The 24446-nt window shown below is 57.9% G+C and carries 25 protein-coding genes; 10 read left to right on the top strand and 15 right to left on the bottom strand.

Annotated elements, in window-relative coordinates; translation table 11 throughout:
- Nucleotides 1-15: 15 nt before the first annotated feature.
- From atpE to moaB, 9 genes are all read right to left on the bottom strand, one after another.
- A complete protein-coding gene (gene atpE, locus ACJU26_RS00175) occupies nt 16-270 on the bottom strand; it encodes a F0F1 ATP synthase subunit C (protein ID WP_009561114.1) in 255 nt (84 codons plus the stop codon).
- 44 nt (nt 271-314) lie between these two features.
- Nucleotides 315-1064, bottom strand: a complete 750-nt coding sequence (gene atpB, locus ACJU26_RS00170) for a F0F1 ATP synthase subunit A (RefSeq protein ID WP_414040559.1) — start codon at nt 1062-1064, stop codon at nt 315-317.
- 2 nt (nt 1065-1066) lie between these two features.
- Nucleotides 1067-1465 carry a hypothetical protein gene (locus tag ACJU26_RS00165; protein ID WP_414040558.1) on the bottom strand — a complete coding sequence of 133 codons (399 nt, stop codon included), beginning with the start codon at nt 1463-1465 and terminating at the stop codon, nt 1067-1069.
- Nucleotides 1466-1539: 74 nt separating this feature from the next.
- On the bottom strand, nt 1540-2388 hold the full coding sequence (locus ACJU26_RS00160; protein ID WP_414040557.1) for a ParB/RepB/Spo0J family partition protein: 849 nt from the start codon (nt 2386-2388) through the stop codon (nt 1540-1542).
- Nucleotides 2385-3146 (bottom strand): ParA family protein, encoded by a 762-nt coding sequence (locus ACJU26_RS00155; RefSeq protein WP_414040556.1) that lies wholly within the window; start codon nt 3144-3146, stop codon nt 2385-2387. The genes ACJU26_RS00160 and ACJU26_RS00155 overlap by 4 nt, the downstream gene beginning before the upstream one ends.
- A gap of 66 nt (nt 3147-3212) precedes the next feature.
- Nucleotides 3213-3869, bottom strand: coding sequence for a 16S rRNA (guanine(527)-N(7))-methyltransferase RsmG (gene rsmG / locus ACJU26_RS00150; protein WP_414040555.1), 657 nt, complete (start codon nt 3867-3869; stop codon nt 3213-3215).
- Nucleotides 3869-5743, bottom strand: a complete 1875-nt coding sequence (gene mnmG / locus ACJU26_RS00145) for a tRNA uridine-5-carboxymethylaminomethyl(34) synthesis enzyme MnmG (RefSeq protein WP_414040554.1) — start codon at nt 5741-5743, stop codon at nt 3869-3871. Before mnmG ends, rsmG begins: the two co-directional genes overlap by 1 nt.
- Nucleotides 5744-5783: 40 nt before the next feature.
- The gene (locus ACJU26_RS00140; protein WP_414040553.1) at nt 5784-6335 is read right to left on the bottom strand and encodes a class I SAM-dependent methyltransferase; all 552 of its coding nucleotides are present in this window, start codon (nt 6333-6335) and stop codon (nt 5784-5786) included.
- Nucleotides 6336-6343: 8 nt separating this feature from the next.
- Complete coding sequence (gene moaB / locus ACJU26_RS00135) at nt 6344-6886, bottom strand: molybdenum cofactor biosynthesis protein B (protein ID WP_414040552.1); 543 nt, start codon at nt 6884-6886, stop codon at nt 6344-6346.
- Between the two features lie 145 nt (nt 6887-7031).
- Here moaB and ACJU26_RS00130 point away from each other — a divergent pair, with 145 nt between their 5' ends.
- The 5 genes from ACJU26_RS00130 to ACJU26_RS00110 all read left to right on the top strand — a co-directional run bounded on the left by ACJU26_RS00130 (nt 7032) and on the right by ACJU26_RS00110 (nt 11734).
- Entirely contained in the window at nt 7032-7967 is a 936-nt protein-coding gene (locus tag ACJU26_RS00130) for a magnesium transporter CorA family protein (RefSeq protein ID WP_414040551.1), read from the top strand.
- Between the two features lie 30 nt (nt 7968-7997).
- Nucleotides 7998-8939: a magnesium transporter CorA family protein gene (locus ACJU26_RS00125; protein WP_414040550.1), complete on the top strand. Its 942-nt coding sequence runs from the start codon at nt 7998-8000 to the stop codon at nt 8937-8939.
- A gap of 7 nt (nt 8940-8946) precedes the next feature.
- Nucleotides 8947-9849, top strand: coding sequence for a CorA family divalent cation transporter (locus tag ACJU26_RS00120; protein ID WP_414040549.1), 903 nt, complete (start codon nt 8947-8949; stop codon nt 9847-9849).
- Between the two features lie 14 nt (nt 9850-9863).
- Nucleotides 9864-10778, top strand: a complete 915-nt coding sequence (locus ACJU26_RS00115) for a CorA family divalent cation transporter (protein WP_414040548.1) — start codon at nt 9864-9866, stop codon at nt 10776-10778.
- 179 nt (nt 10779-10957) lie between these two features.
- Nucleotides 10958-11734 (top strand): IclR family transcriptional regulator, encoded by a 777-nt coding sequence (locus ACJU26_RS00110; RefSeq protein WP_414040547.1) that lies wholly within the window; start codon nt 10958-10960, stop codon nt 11732-11734.
- Nucleotides 11735-11919: 185 nt separating this feature from the next.
- Here ACJU26_RS00110 and ACJU26_RS00105 read toward each other — a convergent pair whose 3' ends face one another.
- The 6 genes from ACJU26_RS00105 to def all read right to left on the bottom strand — a co-directional run bounded on the left by ACJU26_RS00105 (nt 11920) and on the right by def (nt 18865).
- A complete protein-coding gene (locus ACJU26_RS00105) occupies nt 11920-13323 on the bottom strand; it encodes a sigma-54-dependent transcriptional regulator (protein ID WP_414040546.1) in 1404 nt (467 codons plus the stop codon).
- Between the two features lie 21 nt (nt 13324-13344).
- A complete protein-coding gene (locus ACJU26_RS00100) occupies nt 13345-15561 on the bottom strand; it encodes an ATP-binding protein (RefSeq protein ID WP_414040545.1) in 2217 nt (738 codons plus the stop codon).
- On the bottom strand, nt 15531-16004 hold the full coding sequence (locus tag ACJU26_RS00095) for a DUF4390 domain-containing protein (RefSeq protein ID WP_414040544.1): 474 nt from the start codon (nt 16002-16004) through the stop codon (nt 15531-15533). Before ACJU26_RS00095 ends, ACJU26_RS00100 begins: the two co-directional genes overlap by 31 nt.
- 134 nt (nt 16005-16138) lie before the next feature.
- On the bottom strand, nt 16139-17437 hold the full coding sequence (gene rsmB / locus ACJU26_RS00090; protein WP_414040543.1) for a 16S rRNA (cytosine(967)-C(5))-methyltransferase RsmB: 1299 nt from the start codon (nt 17435-17437) through the stop codon (nt 16139-16141).
- On the bottom strand, nt 17434-18369 hold the full coding sequence (fmt, locus tag ACJU26_RS00085; protein WP_414040542.1) for a methionyl-tRNA formyltransferase: 936 nt from the start codon (nt 18367-18369) through the stop codon (nt 17434-17436). Before fmt ends, rsmB begins: the two co-directional genes overlap by 4 nt.
- A complete protein-coding gene (gene def / locus ACJU26_RS00080; RefSeq protein ID WP_414040541.1) occupies nt 18362-18865 on the bottom strand; it encodes a peptide deformylase in 504 nt (167 codons plus the stop codon). Before def ends, fmt begins: the two co-directional genes overlap by 8 nt.
- Before the next feature lie 89 nt (nt 18866-18954).
- On the opposite strand from def, the gene ACJU26_RS00075 reads away from it, so the two are divergent.
- Genes ACJU26_RS00075 through fdxA form a run of 5 tightly spaced genes read left to right on the top strand, consistent with a single transcriptional unit; the run spans nt 18955 to nt 24413 of the window.
- Nucleotides 18955-20022 carry a LysM peptidoglycan-binding domain-containing protein gene (locus ACJU26_RS00075; RefSeq protein WP_414040540.1) on the top strand — a complete coding sequence of 356 codons (1068 nt, stop codon included), beginning with the start codon at nt 18955-18957 and terminating at the stop codon, nt 20020-20022.
- The gene (gene dprA / locus ACJU26_RS00070; protein ID WP_414040539.1) at nt 20022-21119 is read left to right on the top strand and encodes a DNA-processing protein DprA; all 1098 of its coding nucleotides are present in this window, start codon (nt 20022-20024) and stop codon (nt 21117-21119) included. Before ACJU26_RS00075 ends, dprA begins: the two co-directional genes overlap by 1 nt.
- Before the next feature lie 10 nt (nt 21120-21129).
- On the top strand, nt 21130-21567 hold the full coding sequence (locus tag ACJU26_RS00065; protein WP_414040538.1) for a DUF494 domain-containing protein: 438 nt from the start codon (nt 21130-21132) through the stop codon (nt 21565-21567).
- A 3-nt stretch (nt 21568-21570) separates the two neighbouring features.
- Nucleotides 21571-24090 (top strand): type I DNA topoisomerase, encoded by a 2520-nt coding sequence (gene topA, locus ACJU26_RS00060; protein ID WP_414040537.1) that lies wholly within the window; start codon nt 21571-21573, stop codon nt 24088-24090.
- Nucleotides 24087-24413 carry a ferredoxin FdxA gene (gene fdxA, locus ACJU26_RS00055; RefSeq protein ID WP_414040536.1) on the top strand — a complete coding sequence of 109 codons (327 nt, stop codon included), beginning with the start codon at nt 24087-24089 and terminating at the stop codon, nt 24411-24413. Before topA ends, fdxA begins: the two co-directional genes overlap by 4 nt.
- Nucleotides 24414-24446: the final 33 nt, after the last annotated feature.

The following is a 24446-nucleotide window of genomic DNA, read 5'->3' as shown; positions in this document are numbered from 1 at the left end:
CAACCCGGACCCGCATCAGCCCAGGAACGGGTTGGCGAAGAGGAACCAGAAACCAAAGGCCAGAATGATGAAGGGGAAGGATTCCATCAAGCCAGCGAATATAAAGGTGTTCACCAGTAACTGCGGGCGCATTTCGGGCTGACGGGTGATGCCTTCAATGGTCTTGGAAGTGATCAGGCCCCAGCCAATGGCGGAACCCAGACCAGCGGCGCCGAAAATGATACCGACTGCAATGGCTGTGGCAGCTACGATAATGGTATGTGCGTCCATGATAACTCCTTACAATTGTCGCAAAAGTGAAATAATGTAAACTTTTAATGATCCTGCATGTTCGCCATGCCGAGATAAACCACGGTCAGCACGGTGAAAATAAAGGCCTGCAGGATAATGATCAAAGCTTCAAAAAGGGACCAGACGGTACCCAATACCAACTCACCCCACCAGGGCAACAAGGCCAGCAACAGGAACACCAACTCTCCGGCAAACATGTTGCCAAACAGTCGCAAGCCCAAACTCAAGGGCTTGGTGATTTCTTCGATGAGCGACATGATGATGTTCATGGGTGCCAGCCAGATACCGAATGGGTGGGTCAGGTAATTCTTGAAGTAACCGAAGCCCTTCACCCGTAGATTGGTAGCAATCATCACCAGAAATACGGTGATGGAAACACCCAGTGTGGTATTCAGATTGACCGTGGGGGTAATGCGGAATTCGCTAATGCCGAACCAGTGCGCCACGATGCCGGGAAGATAGGCAGGGATCACGTCCAGGCTGTTCATCAGCAGGATCCACAAAAAAACCGTGATGGCTATGGGTGCGATCAGCGGATCCTTGACCGGGAAACTGCCCTGGACCAGATCATCGATGAAATCGACGACCCCCTCCAGCCAGTTCTGCATTCCGCTGGGGGTGTTGGTCTGTAGTTTTGCGCCAACCACCATCCCGGTGATGACCAGAATGGCGGCCATGATCCAGCCCATGACAATGCTGTCCAGATCAAAAGTCCAGAAACCGGAACCCACGGTCCAGTTGAGGAGGTGATGGGCGATATCGCCTGATGCCACGCTTAACTCCTTTGCCTGATGCGTTCCCGCATCAGAAATGCCAAAAATACGAAATGAGCCAGCAAAAACCCGGCAACCAGCCCGATAATGGGCAGATGCAGCCAGAAAATTGCCAAGATGAGACCCAGTATGGTGATGATCCAGCGCTGCAACACCGCTCCACCCAAGCGCCGTGCGGCGATATGCGTAGATGCAGGGAGCGCGATCAGGCGACCACCCAGGATGAGCATGTTGATAACGCTCAAAAATGCCGCAAATAGTAGCGCGTAAGCTTCTTGTCGTCCCCAGCGCCAAGCCAGCAAGGCAGCCAGAAACAGGGCCAACGTCAATACCGTCGCAGTGACTCGCCCCACATAGGACGAGAAGTTCACCATGCCCATCTGTTTTTCTTGCTCTTTCAATGGGCAAAACTCAAATACAGGCGGAGTCTAAACACGCAGATGCCGAGCGTCAAGAGCATACCATCAGATTTCCATCAGATTTCATTTTCATCCAGCGTCACGCCCAGGCGTTGCAGGAGCATGGCTTCCTGTTCCGGATTTTCCCAGCGGATGCGCAACTCCCCGCCCTGACCACAGGGTCGCAAATCGACCCCGAGACCCAGGCTGGATTGAATGAGCGCCGCCAGCGCAGCCCGGTTGGGATCGGCTTCCGGGGGCGGCGCAGGCGGCTTCAGTGCTTTTTGGACAAGCTTTTCGGTGGCCCGGACGCTGAGATTTTCGCGCACCACCCGCTCCGCCAGCGCCTGTTGTTGCGCTTCGTCCAGGGTCAGCAAGGCGCGGGCATGGCCGGCACTCAATGCTCCACTTTCCACATGGGGATGGATTGCGGCGGCCAGACGCAAAAGACGCAGCTGGTTACTGATGGCCGCCCGAGAGCGCCCGAGACTGGCCGCCAGCGCTTCATGGCTGAGACCAAATTCATCCAGCAGGCGTTGCAATGCCAGGGCTTCTTCGAGGGGATTCAGGTCCTGGCGCTGGATATTCTCGATGATGCCGATGGCCAGTGCCTGTTCATCACCACAGTCACGCACCACAGCGGGAATCTGGGTCAGTCCGGCGATCTGTGCAGCCCGCCAGCGCCGCTCTCCCGCGACGATTTCATAACGCCCGCCCCCCACCGCACGCACCACAATGGGCTGGACGACCCCCTGATGACGAATGGATTCTGCCAACTCTTGCAGGGAAGATTCGGAAATCAGCCCACGGGGCTGATAACGTCCCCTTTGCAGCAAATCCACGGGAATCTCGCGCATGGTTCCGGCAGTGGAATCTTCACTGGCAAACAGGGCGTCCAAGCCCCGGCCCAAACCGACCCGTTTCATGGGTTTTCCTCCCGCTGCAGAAATTCTCTGGCCAATCCCTGATACGCGATGGCCCCTGCACAGGAGGGGTCATATTCCAAAGCGGCCTGCCCGAAACTGGGGGCTTCGGCCAGCCGGATATTACGGGGAATGACCATCTGGTAGAGCTTGTCGGGAAAATGCCGCTCCAGCTCTTGCCCGACCTCTGAAGAAAGACGGTTCCGATTATCGAACATGGTACGCAACAAGCCATCCACCTGCAGACGCGGATTGAGCTGGGCACGAACGCGCCGAACCGTATTCAGCAACTGGGTGAGGCCCTCCAGGGCATAATATTCGCACTGCATGGGAATCAACACGCTGTCCGCCGCTACCAAGGCATTGATGGTCAACATATTCAGGGCAGGGGGGCAGTCAATCAGCACATAATCAAAATCTGCCGCCCCGGTCAGCGCGCTTTTCAGGTACTGTTCCCGATCAGGCCGGGGATAGATTTCCACTTCGGCACCCGCCAGATCCGGGCTGGAAGGCGCCAGAAAAAGTCCGGCGGGGGACACCGCCTGCAGGACCGCGGAGAGGGGCAACTCCCCGAGCAGTACGTGATAAATACTGGCCGCCGCGTTGCCCACCTGCCCGAGGCCGGTGCTGGCATTCGCTTGCGGATCCAGATCAACCAGCAGCACCCGCTTGCCATTCTGGGCAAGTCCGGCAGCCAGATTGACGGCGGTCGTGGTTTTTCCCACACCGCCTTTTTGATTGGCAACGGCAACTGTACGCATGTTTTTTGGGATGATTTCCGGTGCAGCCTGCAATCTCGCAAGAATACCCTGTCCACTCGCGGGGGGCTAGGGCACCCGCACAGGACTTGTCCAAATCAAGAGCTTTCGGGTGGGCAGGCCGGGGATATGGAGGTCATGACGGTGAATGTCCAGGGAACTGGCGCGCGGCCAGTCGGCCAGTTCCTCTTCCACGCCGGGACCCTTCAGGGCGAGGACGACGCTCTGCGGCCCCTGGAGATGGTTCGTCATCTTGTCCAGCCTTGCCAGAGGAGCGGTGGCACGGCTGATAATCCAGTCGGGCAAAATCTCTGGCTGGTAATGCTCGCTGGTCATGGGCGCAATTTGCACGTTCGCCAGGCCGAGTTCGGCGACGACACTGCGTAAAAATGCCACTCTTTTGGCCGCCGGTTCCACCAGCGTGAAATCCTGTGCAGGTCGGCAGATAGCCAGCGGAATTCCCGGCAAACCGGCACCGCTGCCGATGTCCACCACCGACCCCTGATCCAGAAAAGGTAAAACGGCCAAACTGTCGAGAATATGGCGAGGAATCATATCGCGAGGGTCGCGCACCGCCGTCAGATTGTGGGTCGCATTCCAGCGCTGCAGGAGGAGGACATAATCCAGCAGCAATGAACGCTGCTCTGGAGTAATCCCCTCCTGTTGCATGTCTGCGAGCCCCGCATCCAGGATTTGGGTCAGCAGTGCGGCAGAAGGCGGCGGCATCAACCCGCCTGCAAGAGGCTGCGACGTTTCACGTGAATCAGCAACAGAGATATGGCGGCGGGCGTCACCCCGGGGATGCGACTGGCGAGGCCAATGGTCTGGGGGCGTTGCCGACTCAGGCGTTGCATCACCTCGGTGGACAAGCCACGCACATCGCTATAGTCCATATCCTCGGGGATGCTCATCCCCTCCCAGCGGGCAGCACGCGCAATTTCATCCTGCTGCCGGGCGATATAACCCGAATATTTGCACTCAATCTCCAACTGCTCACTCACCCGGGAATCCGCACAGCCAGGCAAGGCCAAAGCCTCTGTCAGACGGACATAATCCCAGTCCGGTCGGCGCAGCAGCTCCAAGGCGGTCACGTCCCGACCGAGGGGCTGGCCCAGATGCGCGGCAATGCGTTCCGCAGCCGGGTCTTCGGGACGAATACGCAGGTTGCGGAAGCGCTCACGCTCGCTTTCCAGCGCTTCCTGCTTGCGGCCGAAGGCCGTCCAGCGGGCCTCGTCCACCAGCCCCAGTTCCCGACCTTGAGGCGTCAGGCGCAAATCCGCATTGTCCTCGCGCAACTGCAGGCGATACTCCGCCCGGCTGGTAAACATGCGATAGGGCTCGTCCAGCCCCCGGGTGACCAGATCGTCCACCATGACTCCCAAATAGGCTTCATGGCGTCCCGGCACCCAGGCGGATTGGGACCGGGCCCGACGTGCCGCATTCAGGCCGGCCAGCAGGCCCTGGGCTGCCGCCTCTTCGTAACCCGTAGTGCCATTGATCTGGCCGGCACAAAACAGTCCCGGCAGACGCTGACTTTCGAGGCTGGGATACAGATCGCGCGGGTCGAGAAAATCATATTCGATGGCATAGCCAGGGCGCAGCAAAACCGCATTTTCCAGACCCCGCATGCTGCGCACCAGATCCACCTGCACCGGGAAGGGCAAGCTGGTGGAAATACCGTTGGGATAGACCTCGTGGGTATCCAGCCCTTCCGGCTCCAGAAAAATCTGGTGGGCGGTTTTTTCGGCAAAACGCACCACCTTGTCTTCAATGGACGGGCAGTAGCGTGGTCCTACGGACTGGATATGCCCGCCATACATGGCTGACAGATGCAAATTGGCAGCGATGATTTCATGGGTGCGGGCATTGGTATGGGTGATATGACAGGCAAGCTGGGGGACATTCACCTGCCGGGTCATGAAGGAAAAGGCCGGGATGGGATTATCACCGGGCTGCGCTTCGAGCAGCGTATAATCGATGCTGCGCCCATCAATGCGGGGCGGCGTGCCGGTTTTCAGGCGGGCCACGGGAAAGGCCATTTCCCGCAAACGCTGGGAGAGGGCATTGGAAGGCGGATCACCGGCCCGGCCTGCCGCATAATTCTGGTCACCCATGTGCACACGCCCCCCCAGAAAGGTACCGGTGGTCAGAATCACCTGCCCGGCACGCAGCTCCAGGCCGGTTTCCATCCGCACCCCGGCGAGGCGGTCCTGTTCCATCAGCAAATCACCCGCCATCCCCTGAAACAGATACAGGTTGGGGATGTTTTCGAGCAGACGCCGTACCGCCCGTTTGTAGAGACTGCGGTCGGCCTGGGCCCGGGTGGCCCGCACCGCGGGACCCTTGCTGGCATTCAAGGTGCGAAACTGGATGCCCGCCTGATCGATGGCCAGGGCCATGATCCCCCCCAGCGCGTCAATTTCCTTGACCAGATGCCCTTTACCGATGCCGCCAATGGCCGGATTGCAGGACATCTGGCCAATGGTATCCAGATTCTGGGTCAGGAGCAGGGTGCGCACACCCAAGCGGGCTGCGGCTGCGGCAGCCTCGGTGCCGGCATGCCCACCGCCGACGACAATGACATCAAATTCGTTTTGCATCTTTCGATTATCTGCGCCAAGAGGCCGTTTTTGCAATATCTTAGGCCTTCCAGACACCCGCAGCGCGATCACTTTCTTCGTGATAAATCAAGCGCTGCAAATCTGGAAAAGCCTTTTCCAACTCTCCCGGCCGCAGTCGAAAGTCCGGATTTTGGGGACCGCGCCCGGCATAAGGGCCGGCCCAGGTCTCATAAAACAATAATCCCTTGGGCTTCAACGCCCGTGCCAATATGGGAAAAAGAGGCCGATGCAGAAAATGGGCGACGACGATCACATCAAAGGCCGCCGCTTGCGGCGGCTGCGCCAGCACGTCCCGATATTCGGGGTGCAGCCTGGGCTGACCCGTTGCCTGTTGCTGGAGCGCCAGGATGGCCGCGTCAGCATAATCCCAGGCCCAGGTTTCCAACCCTTGCTTCGCTAGAAACAGGGCGTTCCCGCCCCGCCCACAGGCCAGATCCAGGGCTGTCCCCGCCGTCGGCAACAGACCCACCTGCGCCTCGAGCAAGGGCAAGGGCGGCGGGGCTGCATCCCGCGCACTTTCCGCATAACAGGCTCTCCAGCGCTGCTGGCGTTGCTGCTCGTCTTCAGACATGGCCGCCATCAGTGTTCATGGCGAATACGCGGCAATAATTCGCTCAAATTACAGGGACGATGGCGGATATCCAGCTGAGGAATGATGATCGCCTCCATTCCCAGGCGCACTCCTCCGGTAGAACCCGGCAGTAAAAAGACGATGGTTCCCGCACAGATGGCCGCTTCGGCCCGGGACTGAATGGTGCTGGTGCCGATTTCTTCATAGGACAGCATGCGGAACAGCTCCCCAAAGCCGGGGATGGGCTTGCTGATGAGGGGCGCGAGGGCCTCGGGCGTCACATCCCGCCCCGTCACCCCCGTCCCTCCGGTCGCAATAATCACATCAATGACCGGATCGGCAATCCAGTCCTGCATCTGCTGGCGCAATACCTGGGCGTCATCGGGCAATATGCAACGGGCGGCCAGACGATGGCCGGCGGCCTCAGCAAGTTCGGCAATTTTGTCTCCGGACTTGTCGGTTTCCGGGGTGCGGCTGTCGGAAACCGTGAGGATAGCGAGGGCAAGAGGGATAAAAGCTTTACTATCAGTTGCAGAGTGCACGGGGCTCACAGCGGAATTTCCTTTACAGTCGACACGGAAGTCCAGTATAAAAGCCTCCGTCCTGCGCTCCAAGTTGTTCCGGCCGAAGACCCCGCATCGGGAAACTGCCGGACACTGGTGCCCCTAACGCCCGACTCTGAACTGGAGAGCATCCATGGATGTGTTTCCCCCAGCAGAAACAGACAGCACCGTTCATTCGGAAACAGCGCGCCATCCGGTGCGCGTGAAAAGCTGGCAACATCTGACGGCACCTCGGCCCGCAGACTGGGTTGAGGCGGGGCAACTCGCCGATGACTGGGATTTTGCCCAGGATATTCTGGACCCGGATGAGCGCTCCTGGTTGCGCCGAGAACAAGGACGGGTATTCCTGACCTTGCAGTTTCCGGTAAGCGGGCTGGGGGAAGATGCCTGGACCTTGCGCCCTTTGGGAATGATCCTGCACCAGCAAAACCTGACTACGGTACTGGCGGAAGAACTGCCAACCCTCTCTTCTTTTTTTGCGCAGATGGAACATCTTTCCAGCCCTCCGGAAAGCATCGAGATTCTCGCGGCCATTCTGAAAATTCTGGCCCAGAGTTATGAAGAGGCGTTACAGCAACTCAACAAGGCCATTCACGAAAACGAGCGGCAATTGGACTGGACCCAGAGTAATAGCGACTTTTTCACCCTGCTGGAAATCAGCAAAAGTCTGACCCGCTTTGAAGTGGCCCTGGTCGGCAATATTGCCACCGCCTTCAAGATTTCGCGACTGGCGGAAATTCGCGATGATCTGCCCGCTACTCGGCAGGTGGACACGGCGTTACTGGAGTTGCAGGTTGCCCATGAACGGGCCCGGGTTTACGCCGGCACCAGCACCTCCATGATGGATGCCTACGCCGGGATGGTGCAAAACAACATCAACCATGGTCTGAAAGTGGTGACCGTGCTGGCCATGGTCTTTTATGTGCCGAGCATGTTCGCCACCCTGTACGGCGTGAATACCACCCTGCCTTTTCAGAAAACCCACTGGATTTTCTGGGTGATATTATTGTTGGGTTTAAGCATTGCCGGGGGTTTGGCGGCATTTTTCAAGCGCAAGGGCTGGATCTGATGGGGCGTACACCGCAAAAGGAGAGGCAGAATGCTGCACTGGTTTGACGACAAAACCGATGCCCAACTGGAAATCACCGATGGTTTTCAATGGCCGCCTCGCGCCACCTGGATTCAGGTCGTCGCCCCCAGCCATGCCGAACTGGAATTTGTCGCCAAACATCTGCAAGTCCCCGATTACCTGTTTCAGGACGTATCTGACGAAGACGAGCGTCCCCGACTGGAACGGGACGGCGAGGTCGCCCTGATCATTCTCAAGGTGCCGGCGCCCATGCAGGAAGATGCCGAATTACGCTTTCGAACCTTGCCGGTGGGCCTCTGGCTGCTCCCGCAGCAGATGGTGACGGCCAGCGCCCATCCCCTGGCCTTATGGGATGAATTACGCAACCAGCGGCAACGCGGCAAGATCCTGAGCGTCCGGGGTTTGCTGGCGGAAATCTTTCAGGCTATCGCCCGGGATTTTCTGCGGGCGCTGCGCATCATCAACGCGGAAATTGCCGCCACGGAGAAAATTCTCCGTCACTCCCAAAACAACAACGAATTTTTCCGGCTCCTGGCCCTGAACAAAAGCCTGATCCTGTTTTCCGCCGCGCTCAAGGGAAATATCTCGGTGGCACAACAAACCCTGCGCCTGCCCATGCTGGGGCAGAATGCCGACGATCTCGAAGACATCGCCGATGCCCTGATTGATCTGCAACAGGCCCGGGACATGACCGAAATTTACGCGTCCACCATTACCAACATGATGGATGCCTATGTCGGCGTGCTCCAGAACAACATCAGCAACACCCTGAAAATCATTACGGCATGGACGGTGGTGGTGGCCTCACCGGCCACCGTTGCGAGTATTTATGGCATGAACGTTCCTCTCCCCCTGCAGGACTGGACCTATGCCTGGCCGGTCCTGATGGGCGGGGGCTTTCTGATTTCCGGATTGCTCTTCGTTTTTTTCCGCAAAAAAGACTGGATCTGATACGCTCATGACCGCCCAGTTCTACGACCCCCAGACCGGAACCTGGACGGCCAGAGATGGCTGCAGCGGTCCGGGGCTGTTTTTGCTGGACCCTGAACAGGCCTTGTCCTGCAGCGGGTTGGGAAGCTGGCTGCGCCAAAGTGAAGATCAACGGCTTTACTGTGAAGGCGAGGAGATCTCCCTGCGTCTGCCCGTGGCCATGCTGGAAGAAGATGCCCGCTTCGGAACGGTGGCCCGGATCAGCACCCTGACCCTGCATCATGAACACCCCGGCCACCTGGTTCTCCTCGGCGAAGAGGCCTTGCTGTCCATGCTGAAACAGGACTGGCTCGGGGCCCTCCAGCAGGATCAGGGCAATGATCTCCTGCAAAGAATGCTGCTCAACAGCATCTACAGCCATGAACGGGTCGCCCGGGTACTGGTGGATCGCTTGCAGGAGTTGCGCCTGGCCCTGAAAACCGCCATGGGCAACAACGAATTGCGGCAGATTGTGGTACTCAACCGGGATCTGGGAGAACTGGTCATTGCCTTGCGGGAATCGGGATTGATTTTGCGCGACGCCTTGCGTGCCACCCCCGGTGAGGTGCCCGCGTATGCCTTGCTGGAAGTAGCCCTGCGCGAGCAACGGCGTATGGAAGATGTGGTGAATCTGGTTTACGAGCGTTATCTGACCGTCACCAATGCCTACAACGGCATCATCCAGAACAATGCCCATACCGTCATGAAGGTCATGACCGTGTGGCTGGCCCTGCTGATGATGCCCATTGCTTTCATCATGCCTTTTCACATGATGACCATTCTCCCGCTGGAACACTGGCATTACCTGTGGTTCGGCCTGCTGGCCTATGTTTTCGGTGCCACCCTGATATTTGCCATCTGGGCGCGAAAACATGGGTTTTTTGCCATGTAGGAGAGGGCCGACTGATGCTGCGGATTACTCGCGACTGCCTGCTTTCCGGCAACGCCAACCGGCGTAGCTGGATGGCGCTGGTCAATCCTACGTCTCTGGAATTGAGTCAGGCCGCCATGACCCTCGACATCCCGGAAAGCTTTTTGCGCAAGCGTCTGGAAGGCGAGGCCTCACGTCCCCTGATCAAGGAAGAGCGCCTGATTTCCCTGCAGTTTCAGGTGCCCATACCGGAAGACGGGCGCATCGGCCAGTTTTCCCTGGTACCCCTCAGCGTGTATTTTGCGCCGGGTTACTTCGTGACCCTGGCCGATCAGGAAATCCCCTTTCTCAATCAGCTCATTGATCCGGACAAACCCCGCAAGCGCTGGGAGCTCGTGCTGCGCATCATCGCCGAAGTCACCCGGCTGTATTTGCCCACCGCCCGCGCCGTCGCCCGGGAAATGGCGATGGTGGAGCGGGATCTACGTCAGGCCCAGCGCCATGATGTGGTGTATCGGGGGCTGGATATTCATGACCGGCTGCTGGCGCTGGATCTGGGCTTGCTGCAACTGGAATATGTGGTCAGCGAAATCGCCCTTTTTCTTCCCAAGGAAGATCATGACCTGCTGGATATTCATGAAGATACCCGCATTGAGCTGTCCCAGGTCCGGGATCAGGTGGACAGCGACCAGGAAACCATCAATGAACTGCTGGAATCCTACGCCTATGTGGTGCACAACAACGTGAATCATTTGTTCAAGTTCATGGCGGCACTGATTATTCTGGTCACCATCCCACTGTTTATTCCCGGCGCGGCAGCCATGAATGTCCCCCTCGGTCCGCTCCCCCATTGGCGCTACGGGTTTGTTGCCGTCACCGGGGGACTGATTCTGGTGGAAGCACTCATCGCCTGGCTTTTTTACCGCAAGGGCTGGTTGCGGCTGGATTAAGGGATTAGCCTGTGATTTCAAAGTACAGGTAATCGACGAGCCGCTTCGACTCGTCGACCTCGTCATGGGGCAGCAGCAGGTACTTTCAGGGCTCATTGAGAAGGTAAACTCTTTACTATCTTAGCCGCCGGGTTTAAATTCCGCAATGAGGGAATTGTTCCACCATATGGAAACGCATTATGTCCGACTCCTTACCTTCAGTCCAGGTCATTGATCGCCTGATTTTTTTATTGGACGTCCTTGCCAAGGAGGGCGGCCGCGCCTCGTTAAAAGTCTTGGCAGCGGTGACCGGGTTAGCACCTTCAACCGCGTTCAGAATACTGGCGGCGGCTCAAAGCAATGGCTTACTGGTACGCGATGAAACGGGGCTGTATCGTTTTGGTGACCGTCTCGCAGAATGGGGACGGCTGACCTACGGAAAAATTGATCTGCGAACCATTGCCAAACCGGTCATGGTCTGGTTGCGGGATCAAGTGAACGAAACCGTTAATCTCAGCGTGCGCCAAGGGGATGACGTACTCTATGTGGAGAGAGTTTCATCATCCAGGATGATGCGGGTAGAACAAGTCATTGGTAGCCGTGCCCCCCTCCATACGACAGCTGTGGGGAAGTTGATGCTTGCTGAACAAGGTAAAACCTGGACTCAGGCTTATGCCGCACGGACAGGATTGCCTGCCCTGACTGATCATACCCTGCACGATTACCCGTCTCTATGGAAAAACATAGAAGATGCTTTGCAGCTTGGCTTTGCCCGTGATGAGGAAGAAGCGGAAATCGGTGTAGGATGCTTGGCAGTACTGGTCCGTACGACTTTACCTTGTCATTGCGGCTTGAGCATCTCAGCGCCCCTCAACCGACTCAAAGAGGATTGGATCCCCTTCCTTCAGGACGCTGCTCGGCGGATAGAAAAACGGGCTCAGGGAGAATCCATCGTGGTCCCCCTGGAAAATTTGTAAGCCGTTGGTTAACGACCATTTCATTAGCGTGTTACACAGCGCATAGGCGGCAACCAGCCCTTGCTCCCGGGCGCATTTTTGATGAACGGAACCCTGCTGCCCTTCGGCTGTAGTGACATATCTGATATCAACCGCAAGATAGTCCGTACTTGCCGCAGCAGCGAATAACAAATAATTTGCTCCGATCAACCTTCGTCTTCCCCCTCGTCTCCCGTCCGCCGCTCACCCTTCAGGGCTATGTTGAGATTTTTCAGCTTGCGATACAGATGGGTGCGTTCAAGGCCGACCACTTCGGCGGTACGGGCGATATTCCAGTCATTGCGCGCCAGATGATATTCGAGAAAGGCGCGTTCGAAGCGTTCCCGGGCGCGTTTGAGGGTGCCGCCAAAATCGTCTTCATCAAAATTGCTGTTGGCAAGTGCCATCCGGTTATCCAGGCCCAGAGCGCCTTCGATTTCCTCGGCACTGATTTCCGGACCCTCGGCCAGAATCAGCAGGCGTTCGACCAGATTCTGCAGCTCCCGGACATTGCCCGGCCAGGGATAGTGACTCAGAACATCCATGGAATCGGGTGAAAAGCGACGTCCTGGCAGTCCATCTCGTGCCCCGTAAAAACGCACAAACTCTTCAATAAGTACGGGAATGTCTGCGACTCGCGACGCCAATGGCGGGACCCGCAGGGGCAGGGCACTCAAGCGGTAATAGAGATCACTGCGAAACTGGCCGTTTTGCACCGCCTGGGACAGATCCTGGGCACTGCCGGCGATGACGCGCACATCCACCGGCACCGGGGTGGTCCCGCCTACCCGGATAATGCGCTTTTCCTGCAAGGCCGAGAACAGACGGGCCTGGGTTTCCAGATCCATATCGGCAATTTCGTCGATAAACAAGGTGCCACCGTGGGCCACCTCCAGACGACCGCGAATCAGCTTACCCTGGGTTTCGTTACCAAAAAGTTCAATGGCCACATTGGGCCGGGCAATGGCCGCCGCCCGCAGGTCCACAAAAGGCCCCTGAGCCCGGCGGCTTTGCCGATGCAGATAACGCGCCGCGACTTCCTTGCCGCTGCCCGCTTCGCCTAGTAACAAGGCCCAGGAGTCAACGGCGGCAACCCGGGTGAGCTGTTCGCGAAACTGGCGGATGGCGGGACTATCACCGCTGGGCCGATCTACCCAGCCGGCTTGGGCGCGCAGATCCCGGTTTTCTCGCTGCAGACGGCTCGCCTCCAGAGCATGGGCCACAGTCAGCAGGGTTTTGTCCAGGGACAGGGGCTTCTCGACAAAATCATAGGCGCCCAGCTTGGTTGCCTGAACGGCGGTTTCGATGGTGGCGTGGCCGGACATCATGACCACCGGCTGCTCCAGACCCGCTTCCGCCCAGCGCCGCAACAAGCTGATGCCATCTTCGCCGGGCATCCAGATATCGAGGAGTACCAGATCCACCATCTGATCGCGCAGAAAGACCTCGGCGGCGGCCGCACTGCCCGCAGTTTCAACCTGATAGCCCTCATCTTCGAGAATATCTGCCAGGGTCTGGCAGATATCGGGTTCATCATCGACAATCAGAATCTTCAATCTTGCTGCTTCCATGCTACCTCCAGAAAATCCCGGTCAACCCAGGGGAAAATCCATGACAATGCGCGCGCCACCATGGAGGCCCTGATTGTCGGCAACAATCACACCACCGTGCTCTTCGACGATGCGTCGGACAATGGCCAGGCCCAATCCCGAACCTTTGAGCTTGCTGGTGACGTAGGGCTCAAAAACCCGCGCCAGCAGATCGGGCGGAAAACCGGGACCATCATCACTTACGCTCAATTCTAGCATCTTTGTCGGACCGCTGTCCGTCAAGCCAGTGTGAATCACAATATGCTTGCCGGTCGCTGGCGTTTCTTCCATGCCTTGCAGGGCATCCAGAGCATTGCGCAACAAATTGTTGAGAATCTGGCGCAGACGATGCGCATCTGCCCGGAGCGGCGGCAAATCCGCTCCCAATTCGGCACGGATTTCAATACCATTTTCATGGCCGCGATATAAGTCCACGACATCCAGAATCAATTGGTTGATATCCAGTGGTCGCAGTTCCATCTGAGGTTGCCGGGCATATTCGGAAAAAGCATCTACCAGCACTTTCAGGGCATCCACCTGATGTATGATGGTGCGCGTCGCTCGATCCAGGGTTTCCCCTTCGTCGCCCAGTTTTTCCAGATATTTGCGCCGCAGTCTTTCGGCGGAAAGCTGGATGGGGGTCAGGGGATTCTTGATTTCATGGGCCAGGCGCCGGGCTACCTCACTCCAGGCGGCGCTACGCTGGGCAGAAACCAGGGTGCTGATGTCATCAAAAACCACGACAAAGCCCTTGCTGCCAGTGGCATCGGAAAATTGCGCGCCATGCACAATCAGGGTTTGGGGGCCATCACTCCGCGCCAATTGCAATTCTTTCTGCATGGCACTGCGGGGATGTTCCACCCACTCCGTCACCAGCTTCCAGAGGGGTTCGAGAAGGGCGCCATCCTGTAGTTCCGCCAGGGCGCTCCCCTTGGGTAAGTCTTCGTGAAGAATCTGCACTGCCGCGGCGTTCACCTCGGCCAGACGGTTTTCACCATCAAAGGTGAGAATACCGCTGGATAGCTGGCCCAGCATGGTTTCCAGATAAAGACGACGCTGCTCGGCCTGCTCCTGGGCGGCGGCGGCCTGCTGCTTGGCACGGGCGAGCTGCCTGGTCATATTGTTGAAGGAGTGCAGCAGCACGCCCAGTTCATCATGGCTGGCAATGGTCTGCAAGGGAATAAATTCGCCCCGAGCTACCGCCTGGGTTCCCGCCGCCAACCGGGCAATGGGTGCTGTCAGGCGGCGCGCCAGATGCAAACCCATCCACACCGCAGAAAGCACCGTTAGCAAGAGGGCTACGGCGAGACTGAGCTGAAAAGCCGTTTTCATGGGTTCGCGCATCAGCATCAGTTGATGGTAGCGGGTATAGGCCACTTGAACGGCCTCTGCCGCCTTGGTGAGTTGTTCCGGAATGGGCTGTTCGACATAGAGCATCCGGTTACTTTGTCCCAGATGCGGACTAAGCACGGGAATCAGCGCCTTGACCAGCAATCTGCCATCCGCCTCGGGTTCGATATTGGCGGTGGGGTGGCCTTCTTCCATGGCCAGGATTTCCTGACGCGGCAAGCGTGGTGCCAAGGCCAGATTGTTACTGCTGGTGGCAATGATCCGGTTGTCGCTGGAAAACAGCGTTACACTGCTCAAATGATATTGATCCCGCAAGGCAATGACCGTGAGAATGGCATTACTGTCTGACTCTCCCACCAACGCCTGGGCGATACTTTCAGCCGCCAGCAAGGTCGAATTGCGATAACGGTCAATGCCCGCCTTGGCCACATTCAGTGCTTGGTCCAGGGCACTTTGCACGGCCGAACTGAACCAGGAATCGACGCCGCGGTTCAGATACTGCCAGGAAAAACCAAAAACCACGGCGGCCGGGAGAAAGCTGAGCAGGGTAATAATCACCACCAGGCGGGTAGCCAGTTGACTTCCCACCTCCCCCCGGCGCAACCGGACCAGTAGCGCCACCACAGAAACCAGGACCAGAATCAGTAAAAAAAGGACGATTCCTGCCGAAATCACCAGCATGGGCACAAAATAACGGCTTAGTGGCCCACCAGCGCTGGTGAAAAAATTGATAGTCAGAAAACCCAAAATGGCCAGGAGGAATAAAATGGCTCCCCAGCGGGGCCCCACCCGTTGCTTTTCGGGCATCGCCCCGGCTTTCAGGGCGCGCAACCAGTTTCTCAGCTTGAAAGGGGGGCGCTGACGGTCCATGGAGACTCCAGTTTCCAATGATCAAGAAGTGCGCGCAGGCGCAGGGGGAGAGGCAAGGCCTGAATATCCACGTAAACCCGCAGAGCTACCTGACCACGCGCTGCACCCTGCTGCAAGGGCAGGATGAAATCGTGAATCTGTCCTAAAGTGCTGACCAGATCATGCCAGTGATGGAAGAGACGGAGCGTGCCAGCAGCATTGCTCAGAGCATATTGATTGGTGAGCGGATAGTAATGAATCTGCCAGCGCTCTTCCTTTTGGGCATGGGTGCCCAGCCCGGAAATGAAGGAAAAAGGCTCAGGCTCCCGCCATTCTGCTTTGATGACCCAGACGAGGGTCTGACCCTGATCGAGAATCTCCTGCAGCAAGGCTTCCTTACTGATCTGCACCTGGGCACTGATTTTCACCCGGGTCATTTCCGGGACGGCTTGCAAATGTTTCACGTGGAACGCGGTGTCCGCCAACGCCCAGGCAGGAGCTGTGCAACAGAACAATCCCAGAATAAGGCTCGACCAGAAAAAGCGGCTAAGTCTGGTTCCCGCCATTGCCCGTGCAATACTGGAAGCTGGCGAAAAAATCATGCACCTTTCACCAAAAGCGCATAGTAAAAACCATCCATATCCTGCTGACCGGGCAAGTGCTGTCCGGTGAGGGGATGGGCCTGCTGGCGGGCATCCTCATGACGCTCCAGAAAAGCCCGAACCTGCAGGAGGTTTTCTTCCGGCAGAATCGAACAGGTCGCATACAGCAGGCGCCCACCCGGACGCAGACACTCCCACAAGGCGTCCAGAAGCCGGCGTTGCTGGGCCACGGCCTGCAGGACATCTTCCTCCTGCCGCCGCAGGCGGATATCGGGATGGCGACGAATCACGCCGATACCCGTACAGGGGGCGTCCAGAAGAATGGCATCATAAGGCTCACCATTCCACCAGCTCTGCGGTTCAGTGGCATCAGCCACCTGTAAATGGGCGATAGCCCCTTGGCGGTAGAGGGTTTCCCGCACTTTCTGCAAACGCTCCGCAGAACGATCCAGAGCATCCAGACGACGGGCGCCCACGGCCCAGAGATGGGCGGTTTTCCCGCCAGGTGCCGCACAGGCATCCAGCACCCGTTCTTCACTTTGGGGTGCCAGAATATGGGCGGCCATCTGGGCGGCTACATCCTGGACGGCCACCCAGCCGGCATCCCATCCCGGCAGGGTGGCGACCGGGACACTTTCCGGGAGACGGAGGGCAGCATCACTCCATTCAACACCCCGACAAGACAAGCCCTGGGCCTGCAGCGCCTCGCGATAATCCTCTGGACTGACGCGCAGGGTATTTACCCGTAGCCAAAGAGGTGCCGGGCGGTTATTGGCGGCGGCAATGTCTGGCCATTCCTCGGGATAGGCCGCGCGCAAGCGTGCCGCCAACCAGGCTGGATGCCCCAGATCCGGATCTGCTATCTGCCCTTCCAGAGCCTCGCGCTCACGCAGAAAACGCCGCAGGACGGCATTCATCAGTCCCTTGGCCCAGGATTTCTGGAGCGTTTCGACCATCTCTACCCAGTCGTTCACTACCGCAAAAGCTGGCCGTTGACCATGGCGCAATTCAAATAGCGCCAGATGCAACAGGAAACCCAGATCACGATCCGTTTCCCGCCAGCTTTTACGCAACAACAAACCCGATAATTTCTGTAATAACAGATATTCCCGCAAGGTACCCCATACCAGCCACTGCAAGGCGGCGCGCTCCGGGCCACTGACCGGGGTTCCGGCCATGGCCTGGTCTACCTTTTCTCCCTCATCCACGGCCGACAGCACCTGAATGGCGGTCCGCCGCAGCAATGTCCCATGGGCCATGCCGGAGTTTCCCTTCTGCATTGCTTTTTTGCTCATCCCAAGCGTTCCCCCCTGACGGGATGATACCCACGGATGAAGTCACCGGCAGCGAGTTTGCCCTTGCCTGCCGGTTGCAAGAGCAGCAATTCGAGCTGCCCCTCCCCGCAGGCCACGCAGAGGCTCTCCTTGTGGATGGCCGTAATACTCCCCGGGGGAAGATCTGCCGGTTCTGCCATGGGCCGCGCCTGCCAGATGCGCAAGGCTTTTTCCCGAAACAAGGTGTGTGCAACGGGGCTGGGATTGAAGGCGCGGACCTGACGATCCAGCAGGGCTGCGGGCAGCCGCCAATCCAGCAAAGCTTCTTCTTTTTTCAGTTTGCGGGCATAAGTCACCCGGCTGTCATCCTGTTTGACCGCGACGGAACGGCCCGCCCAGAGATCCTCCAGCGCCTGACGCAGGGCCGCCTTGCCCAGTACGGCCAGACGGTCATGGAGACTGGCCGCCGTGTCTTCGGAATGTATGGGGCAAGTCCGGACCTGCAGCACCGGTCCGGAATCCAGTCCGGCCTCCATTTGCATGATGGCCACCCCGGTCTCCACATCCCCGGCGGCAATGGCGCGGGCAATGGGCGCCGCCCCACGCCAGGCCGGCAGGAGACTGGCATGGACATTGAGAGCCCCCAGGCGCGGAACATCCAGAATGGCCTGGGGCAAAATCTGCCCGTAGGCAACCACAATCAACAGATCGGGCTGCAAGCTGCGCAGCAGCTCCAGGGACTCCGGGGTTTTGCAGGACTCCGGCTGAAATACCGGAATACCAGCCTCCCTGGCCAACTGCTTGACCGGACTTTCCTGCAGATGGCGGCCACGCCCGGCAGGACGATCCGGCTGGGTGAATACCCCCACCAGCGTTTCTGGTCCAGCCAGCAACTCTTCAAGGATCCTGCGGGCGAATTCCGGAGTCCCTGCAAAAACCAGACGCTTACTCACCTTGCCGCGCTCGCTTTTCCGCCTTGCGGCGAATCAGATTCTGCTTCAGACGGGAGAGATGATCCACAAACAGGATGCCATTGAGATGATCGATCTCATGCTGCAAACAGACCGCCAGCAAACCATCCGCCTCCAGCTCAATGGTTTTCCCTTGTACCGTCAAAGCCCGCAGGGTGATTTTTTCCGCGCGGCGGACCGTTTCCAGCACGCCCGGAACGGACAGGCAACCCTCTTTCATTTCCTCTTCACCACTTCGGGCGATAATTTCGGGATTTACCAGCACCATCAAATCATTGCGATTTTCTGAAACATCCACGACAATCAGACGCTGTCCAGCCGCTACCTGCGGGGCGGCCAGGCCGATTCCCGGAGCGTCGTACATGGTTTCCGCCATGTCATCGGCGAGTTGCTGGACTTGTTTGTCCACCCGGACGATGGGCTGAGCCATGTCCTTGAGGCGGGTATCGGGAAATTCGAGTATTTTCAAAAGCGACATTTTACCACCACTTGTTGTCAGAACTTTCCGGCAAAAGACGTATCTTGGACTAATACTACCCCTTGCGGAAGTCCAGTGGAGATCATTACATGCACAAGCATAGATGGCGCAAGCTTATTTTTACCCTTGGCCTGAGCGCCCTGACCCCGGTCATTGCCCAGGCAGCGCCTGCCAACATACAATGGCGTACCCAGCAAACCTACATCGTCAAACCGGGAGATACCCTGTGGGGCATAGCCGGTCATTTTCTGGTGTACCCCTGGCAGTGGCCCCAGATATGGCACAAAAACCCCTCCATCAAAAATCCCAACCTGATTTATCCCGGTGATCGTATTGTGCTGCACTATGGTGCCCATGGTGAGCCAGAGCTCAGCCTCGAATCCCCCTTCAGCAGCGGCTCCCATTTTGTGGAACTGCGTCCGAAAATGTCGACAGAACCGGTCCCCACGATTTCTACTGGTGAAGTCATGCCCTTCCTGGGCAGTCCCGGAGTCATCGCCAGTCAAAAAGCCTTCACCCAACTGCCCTATCTGGCGGCTGCGGCCAAGCAAAGGCCTAGCTACGTGACCGGAAATATCCTCTATACGGTCGGACTGGAAAAAGCCCCTATCGGTAGTCGTTATCGAGTCGTCGCCCTGGGACCGGAATTATTCCAGGCCAAGACCCACCGCTCTTTGGGCTTTGCTCTGGAAGACCTGGGCGAAGTGACGGTCACTCAAGGCGGCCTCCACGCTGCGGTGCAAATCACCCAGATTCGCCGGGAGATCGATCTGGGCGAACGCCTGGTGCCGGTGGCTAAAACGGCTATCCCCCATTATTTTCCCAGCGCGCCCCAACGGGCCATGGAGGGACACATCATCGGGCAACTGGAGGGCAATCCGACGCTCACCGTTGGTCAGGTGGTCGTCATCGATCAGGGCAGCGCCAATGACCTCAAGCTCGGCAATGTCCTGCAGATCCAGCGCAGCGGCGCGGTGACTCGCAATGCCGTTACCGGCAAGGCTTTTGCCCTGCCCGCCCAAACCATCGGTAACCTCATGGTCTTCCGGGTTTTCCCGCAGGTATCTTATGGGGTGATCACCACGGCCAGTCGCGGAATCAGCGTGGGTGATGGCATCCACAGTCCCGGTCAGACTGATGCCTCCGCACCCAAATAATGTCTGATACCGCCTGGCTGGCGCTCTGCCGAATTTCCGGCTTGGGATCCCTTCGGCAGCAGGCTTTACTGGCACGCTTCGCCACGGCCGCCGCCTGTTTTCAAACCGGTGCCGGCATGTTGCAGGGCCTGGGCTTGTCGGCAAGACAGATCCAGGCGCTCCAAAAAGATCCTGAGGATATACTCACGGCCGCCGATCGCCGCTGGCTGAATAGTCCCGATACGGATTTGTGCCGTTGGACAGATGCCGACTACCCGCCCCTCCTGCGGCAAATTCCTGATCCACCCCCACTCCTGTTCATCCGTGGGCAGCGATCCTGTCTGAGTCAACCCATGCTGGCCATTGTCGGCAGCCGTTCGGCAAGTGCCGCGGGAACCATAACGGCGGAAGCTTTTGCCCGCAGTCTGGGAGAATCGGGCCTGTGCATTACCAGCGGCCTGGCCCTGGGTATTGATGCTGCGGCACATCGCGGTGCTTTGACCAGTGGCACCGTGGCGGTGCTGGGTACGGGCGCGGATCTGATTTATCCCCGCGCCAATCTGCAACTGGCCCATCGCCTCATCGAGCATGGCCTGATCATCAGCGAGCAAGCCCCTGAAACCGGTCCCCATAGTGGTCTTTTTCCCCGCCGTAATCGAATCATCAGTGGGCTGAGCCTGGGGGTGCTGATTGTCGAGGCCGCAGAAAACAGCGGTTCGTTGATTACCGCCCGACTGGCCATGGAACAGGGGCGGGAAGTGTTCGCAATCCCGGGCTCGATTCATTCTCCTTTATCCAGAGGTCCCCATCGTCTTATTCGTGAAGGTGCCAAGTTGGTGGAAAGTGCCGAGGACGTGCTCAGCGAACTGGGTCCGCTCTATGGGGCATTACGCCAGTCTCGGCCGGTTACAGCGCCGAATCATTGGACCCCTGAGGATCCCCGCCAGGCACAAGTCTGGGCCGTCCTGGACTTTGATCCCCTGAGTGCCGAAGAAATTGCCGCGCGTTGTGGATTGACGCTGAGCGAGCTTTCGGCCATCCTCTTGGAAATGGAAATATCAGGTTATCTCACGGCCAGCCCCGGTGGCCGGTTCTGTCGCCTCCCTCCTATATCCTGAAGGCTCTGGCATGGAAGACGTCATAGACATTATTACTTACCTACTGGACCACCTCGACGATGAGGATGACGCAGTCATCGAAGATCATTTGCGTGCGGTGGGTTTTCCCGATGCGGATATTCAGCGAGCCCTCGACTGGATGGAAGGTTTCGCCGTGGAAGAGCAGGACGACACCAGTCCCCGGGCATTGCGTGCCTATCATCCCTATGAACTGCAAAATCTGTCCGTAGCAGCACGTGGTCAACTGCATGACTGGGAGCGTCTGGGTGTGATCAATGGCGCCATGCGCGAACGCATCATCGATCGCCTGCTGGCCCTGGATCTCGAGGAGATGGACATGGAAACCCTCGACTGGGTGGCCTTCATGGTCATGGCCAATGATCCCGGCCCTGAAGCCTATTGGATGGATGCCTTGCTGGATAGCGACGGAACTCGGATACTGCACTGACCTATGGCCCATCAGCTCGTCATCGTTGAATCTCCTGCCAAAGCCAAAACCATCCAGAAATATCTCGGGGATGATTTTGAGGTACTGGCTTCTTATGGTCACGTTCGCGACCTGCGCCCCAAAGAAGGGGCCGTTGATCCTGAACATGATTTTGCCATGCGCTACGAAGCCATTGAGCGGAATGAACGGCATGTGGACGCCATCATCAAGGCGCTCCGCAAAGCCGACAAGCTCTGGCTTGCCACCGATCCGGACCGGGAAGGCGAGGCCATTTCCTGGCATCTGGTCGAACTGCTGCGGGAACGCCAGCAACTGGGTGGAAAGCCTGCGCAGCGCGTAGTTTTTCATGAAATCACCAAAAAAGCCGTACAGGAAGCCATTGCCAATCCCCGCGAAATTGCCATGGACCTGGTCAACGCCCAGCAGGCCCGGCGTGCCCTGGATTATCTGGTCGGCTTCAATTTATCTCCACTGCTCTGGCGCAAGGTCCGCCCCGGCCTTTCTGCAGGACGGGTACAAAGTGCGGCCCTGCGGCTGATTTGCGAACGGGAAGATGAAATTGAGGCTTTTGTCAGCCAGGAATACTGGACCATTGCGGCACGCCTGCAGCATCAGGACAGCCTCTTTGCCGGCCGGCTGACCCACTGGCAGCACCAAAAACTGGAACAATTCGATATCACCCATGAAGACCAGGCAGAAAGCATGCGCCAGGAGATGGAAACCGATATTCTGCGGCAACCCCTCCAGGTGCGCGAGGTCGAGCGCAAAAACCGCCAGCGTCAGCCTGCCGCACCGTTTACGACCTCCACCTTGCAGCAGGAAGCCTCGCGCAAGCTCGGCTTCAACGCCAGCCGTACCATGCGGGTTGCCCAGCAACTTTATGAAGGCATCAATATCGGCAGCGAAACGGTCGGTCTGATCAGTTACATGCGTACGGATGCGGTCAATCTTTCGGAGGAAGCCATTGCCGATATTCGCGGATTCATCGGCAGTCATTATGGGGATGAATTTGTCCCCGAAAGCCCGCGTCGCTACAAAACCAAAACCAAAAATGCCCAGGAAGCCCACGAAGCCGTGCGCCCCACGGATATCACCCGCACCCCCGATATGCTGCAAGGCATTCTCGACAAGGACCTCTGGCGACTGTATGACCTGATCTGGAAACGCAGTGTGGCCTGTCAGATGTCCGCCGCTCGCCTGGACATGGTCGCCGTGGATATGGATGCCGGCACCCACTGGACCTTGCGAGCCAATGGCTCCACCGTCACTTTTCCGGGGTTCATGGCGGTGTATCAGGAAGGCAAGGACGATGGCGACGAAGACGAAAGCCAGCGGATTCTGCCGCCCCTGCAAAAGGGCGATCAACCCCAGGTACAGGGCATTGATACGGAGCAGCATTTTACCGAACCTCCCCCGCGCTACAGTGATGCCACCCTGGTTAAAACCCTGGAGGCCCATGGCATTGGTCGGCCTTCTACTTACGCCAGCATTATTCAAACCTTGCAAAATCGGGAATATGTGGAAACCGAGCAGCGCCGTTTTCGTCCCACCGATCTCGGTCGGGTGGTGGGTCGCTTTCTCGCCAATCACTTTGAACGCTATGTAGATTATAACTTTACGGCGGGCATGGAAGACGAGCTGGATGCCATCTCCCGTGGAGAAAAGCAGTGGCAGCCGGTGTTGAACGAGTTTTGGGGACCATTTCGCGACTTACTGGATGAAAAAGCCAACGTCAGCCGCGCGGAAGCCACCAGCGAAGCCCTGGATGAGGCTTGTCCCCAATGCGGCAAGCCCCTTTTTCTGAAGCTCGGGCGTCATGGCCGTTTTGTGGCCTGTTCGGGTTATCCCGATTGCAACTACACCCGTCCTGTGGACGGACCCCGGGAAGCCCCCGAGCCGGTGGGCCGTGACTGTCCGGAATGTGGCAAGCCTTTGGTTTACAAGACCGGCCGCTATGGGCGTTTCATTTCCTGCAGTGGTTATCCCGAATGCAAGCATATTGAACCCCTGACCCAACCCAAATCTTCCGGTGTCACCTGCCCCCAGTGTGGAGAAGGCGAACTGGTGGAAAAACGTAGTCGTTATGGCAAGGTATTTTACTCCTGCAATACCTATCCAAAATGTACTTACGCCGTATGGGGACCGCCCGTTGCCAAAGCCTGTCCGCGTTGCGCCTGGCCGATCATGATCGAAAAAAGGGGCAAGCGGCTGGGCGAACAACTCGCCTGCCCGCGGGCAGAATGTGGATTCCATTTTCAGGTAAGCGCTTCAGAGGCCGAAATCGCGGCCCTGTTGGAGGGTTACACGCCACCTCCCCCCCGGGGAAAACGTAGCACATCTGCCAAAAAGGCCGCGCCGGCACGTAAAGCTACCGGGAAAGCCGTTGCAAGCCCTGGCAAAAAGGCGGCTGCCAAAAAACCAACGGCCCAAAAACCAACGAAGGCTTCGGCCAGTGCCGAAAAGAACGCCACAGTTAATCCCGCGCCACGCCAGCGCACCAATAAAAAAGTAGCTAGCTCATGACTTACGTCGTTACCGAAAACTGTATCCAGTGCAAATATACCGATTGTGCGGAAGTGTGTCCCGTCGAATGCTTTCATGAAGGGCCTAACTTTCTGGTCATTGATCCCGACGAATGTATTGATTGCGCGGCGTGCATTCCCGAGTGTCCGGCCGATGCGATTTTTGCCGAAGATGAAGTGCCCGAAGATCAAAGGGATTTCACTGCCATCAATGCTGAACTCAGCAAAAAATGGCCCGTCATCTTGCGCAAGAAAAATGCCTTGCCTGATGCCGAAGCATGGAACGGTAAAGCCGGCAAACGCTCCCTCCTGAAAAAGGGGTAAACAGACCTTATGAAATGTTTCACGTGAAACATG

The organism is Acidithiobacillus sp. M4-SHS-6 (genome assembly GCF_047421495.1).
In the GTDB taxonomy this organism is placed as follows: Bacteria; Pseudomonadota; Gammaproteobacteria; order Acidithiobacillales; family Acidithiobacillaceae; genus Acidithiobacillus.
This window is presented reverse-complemented; position numbering and strand designations above follow the sequence as displayed.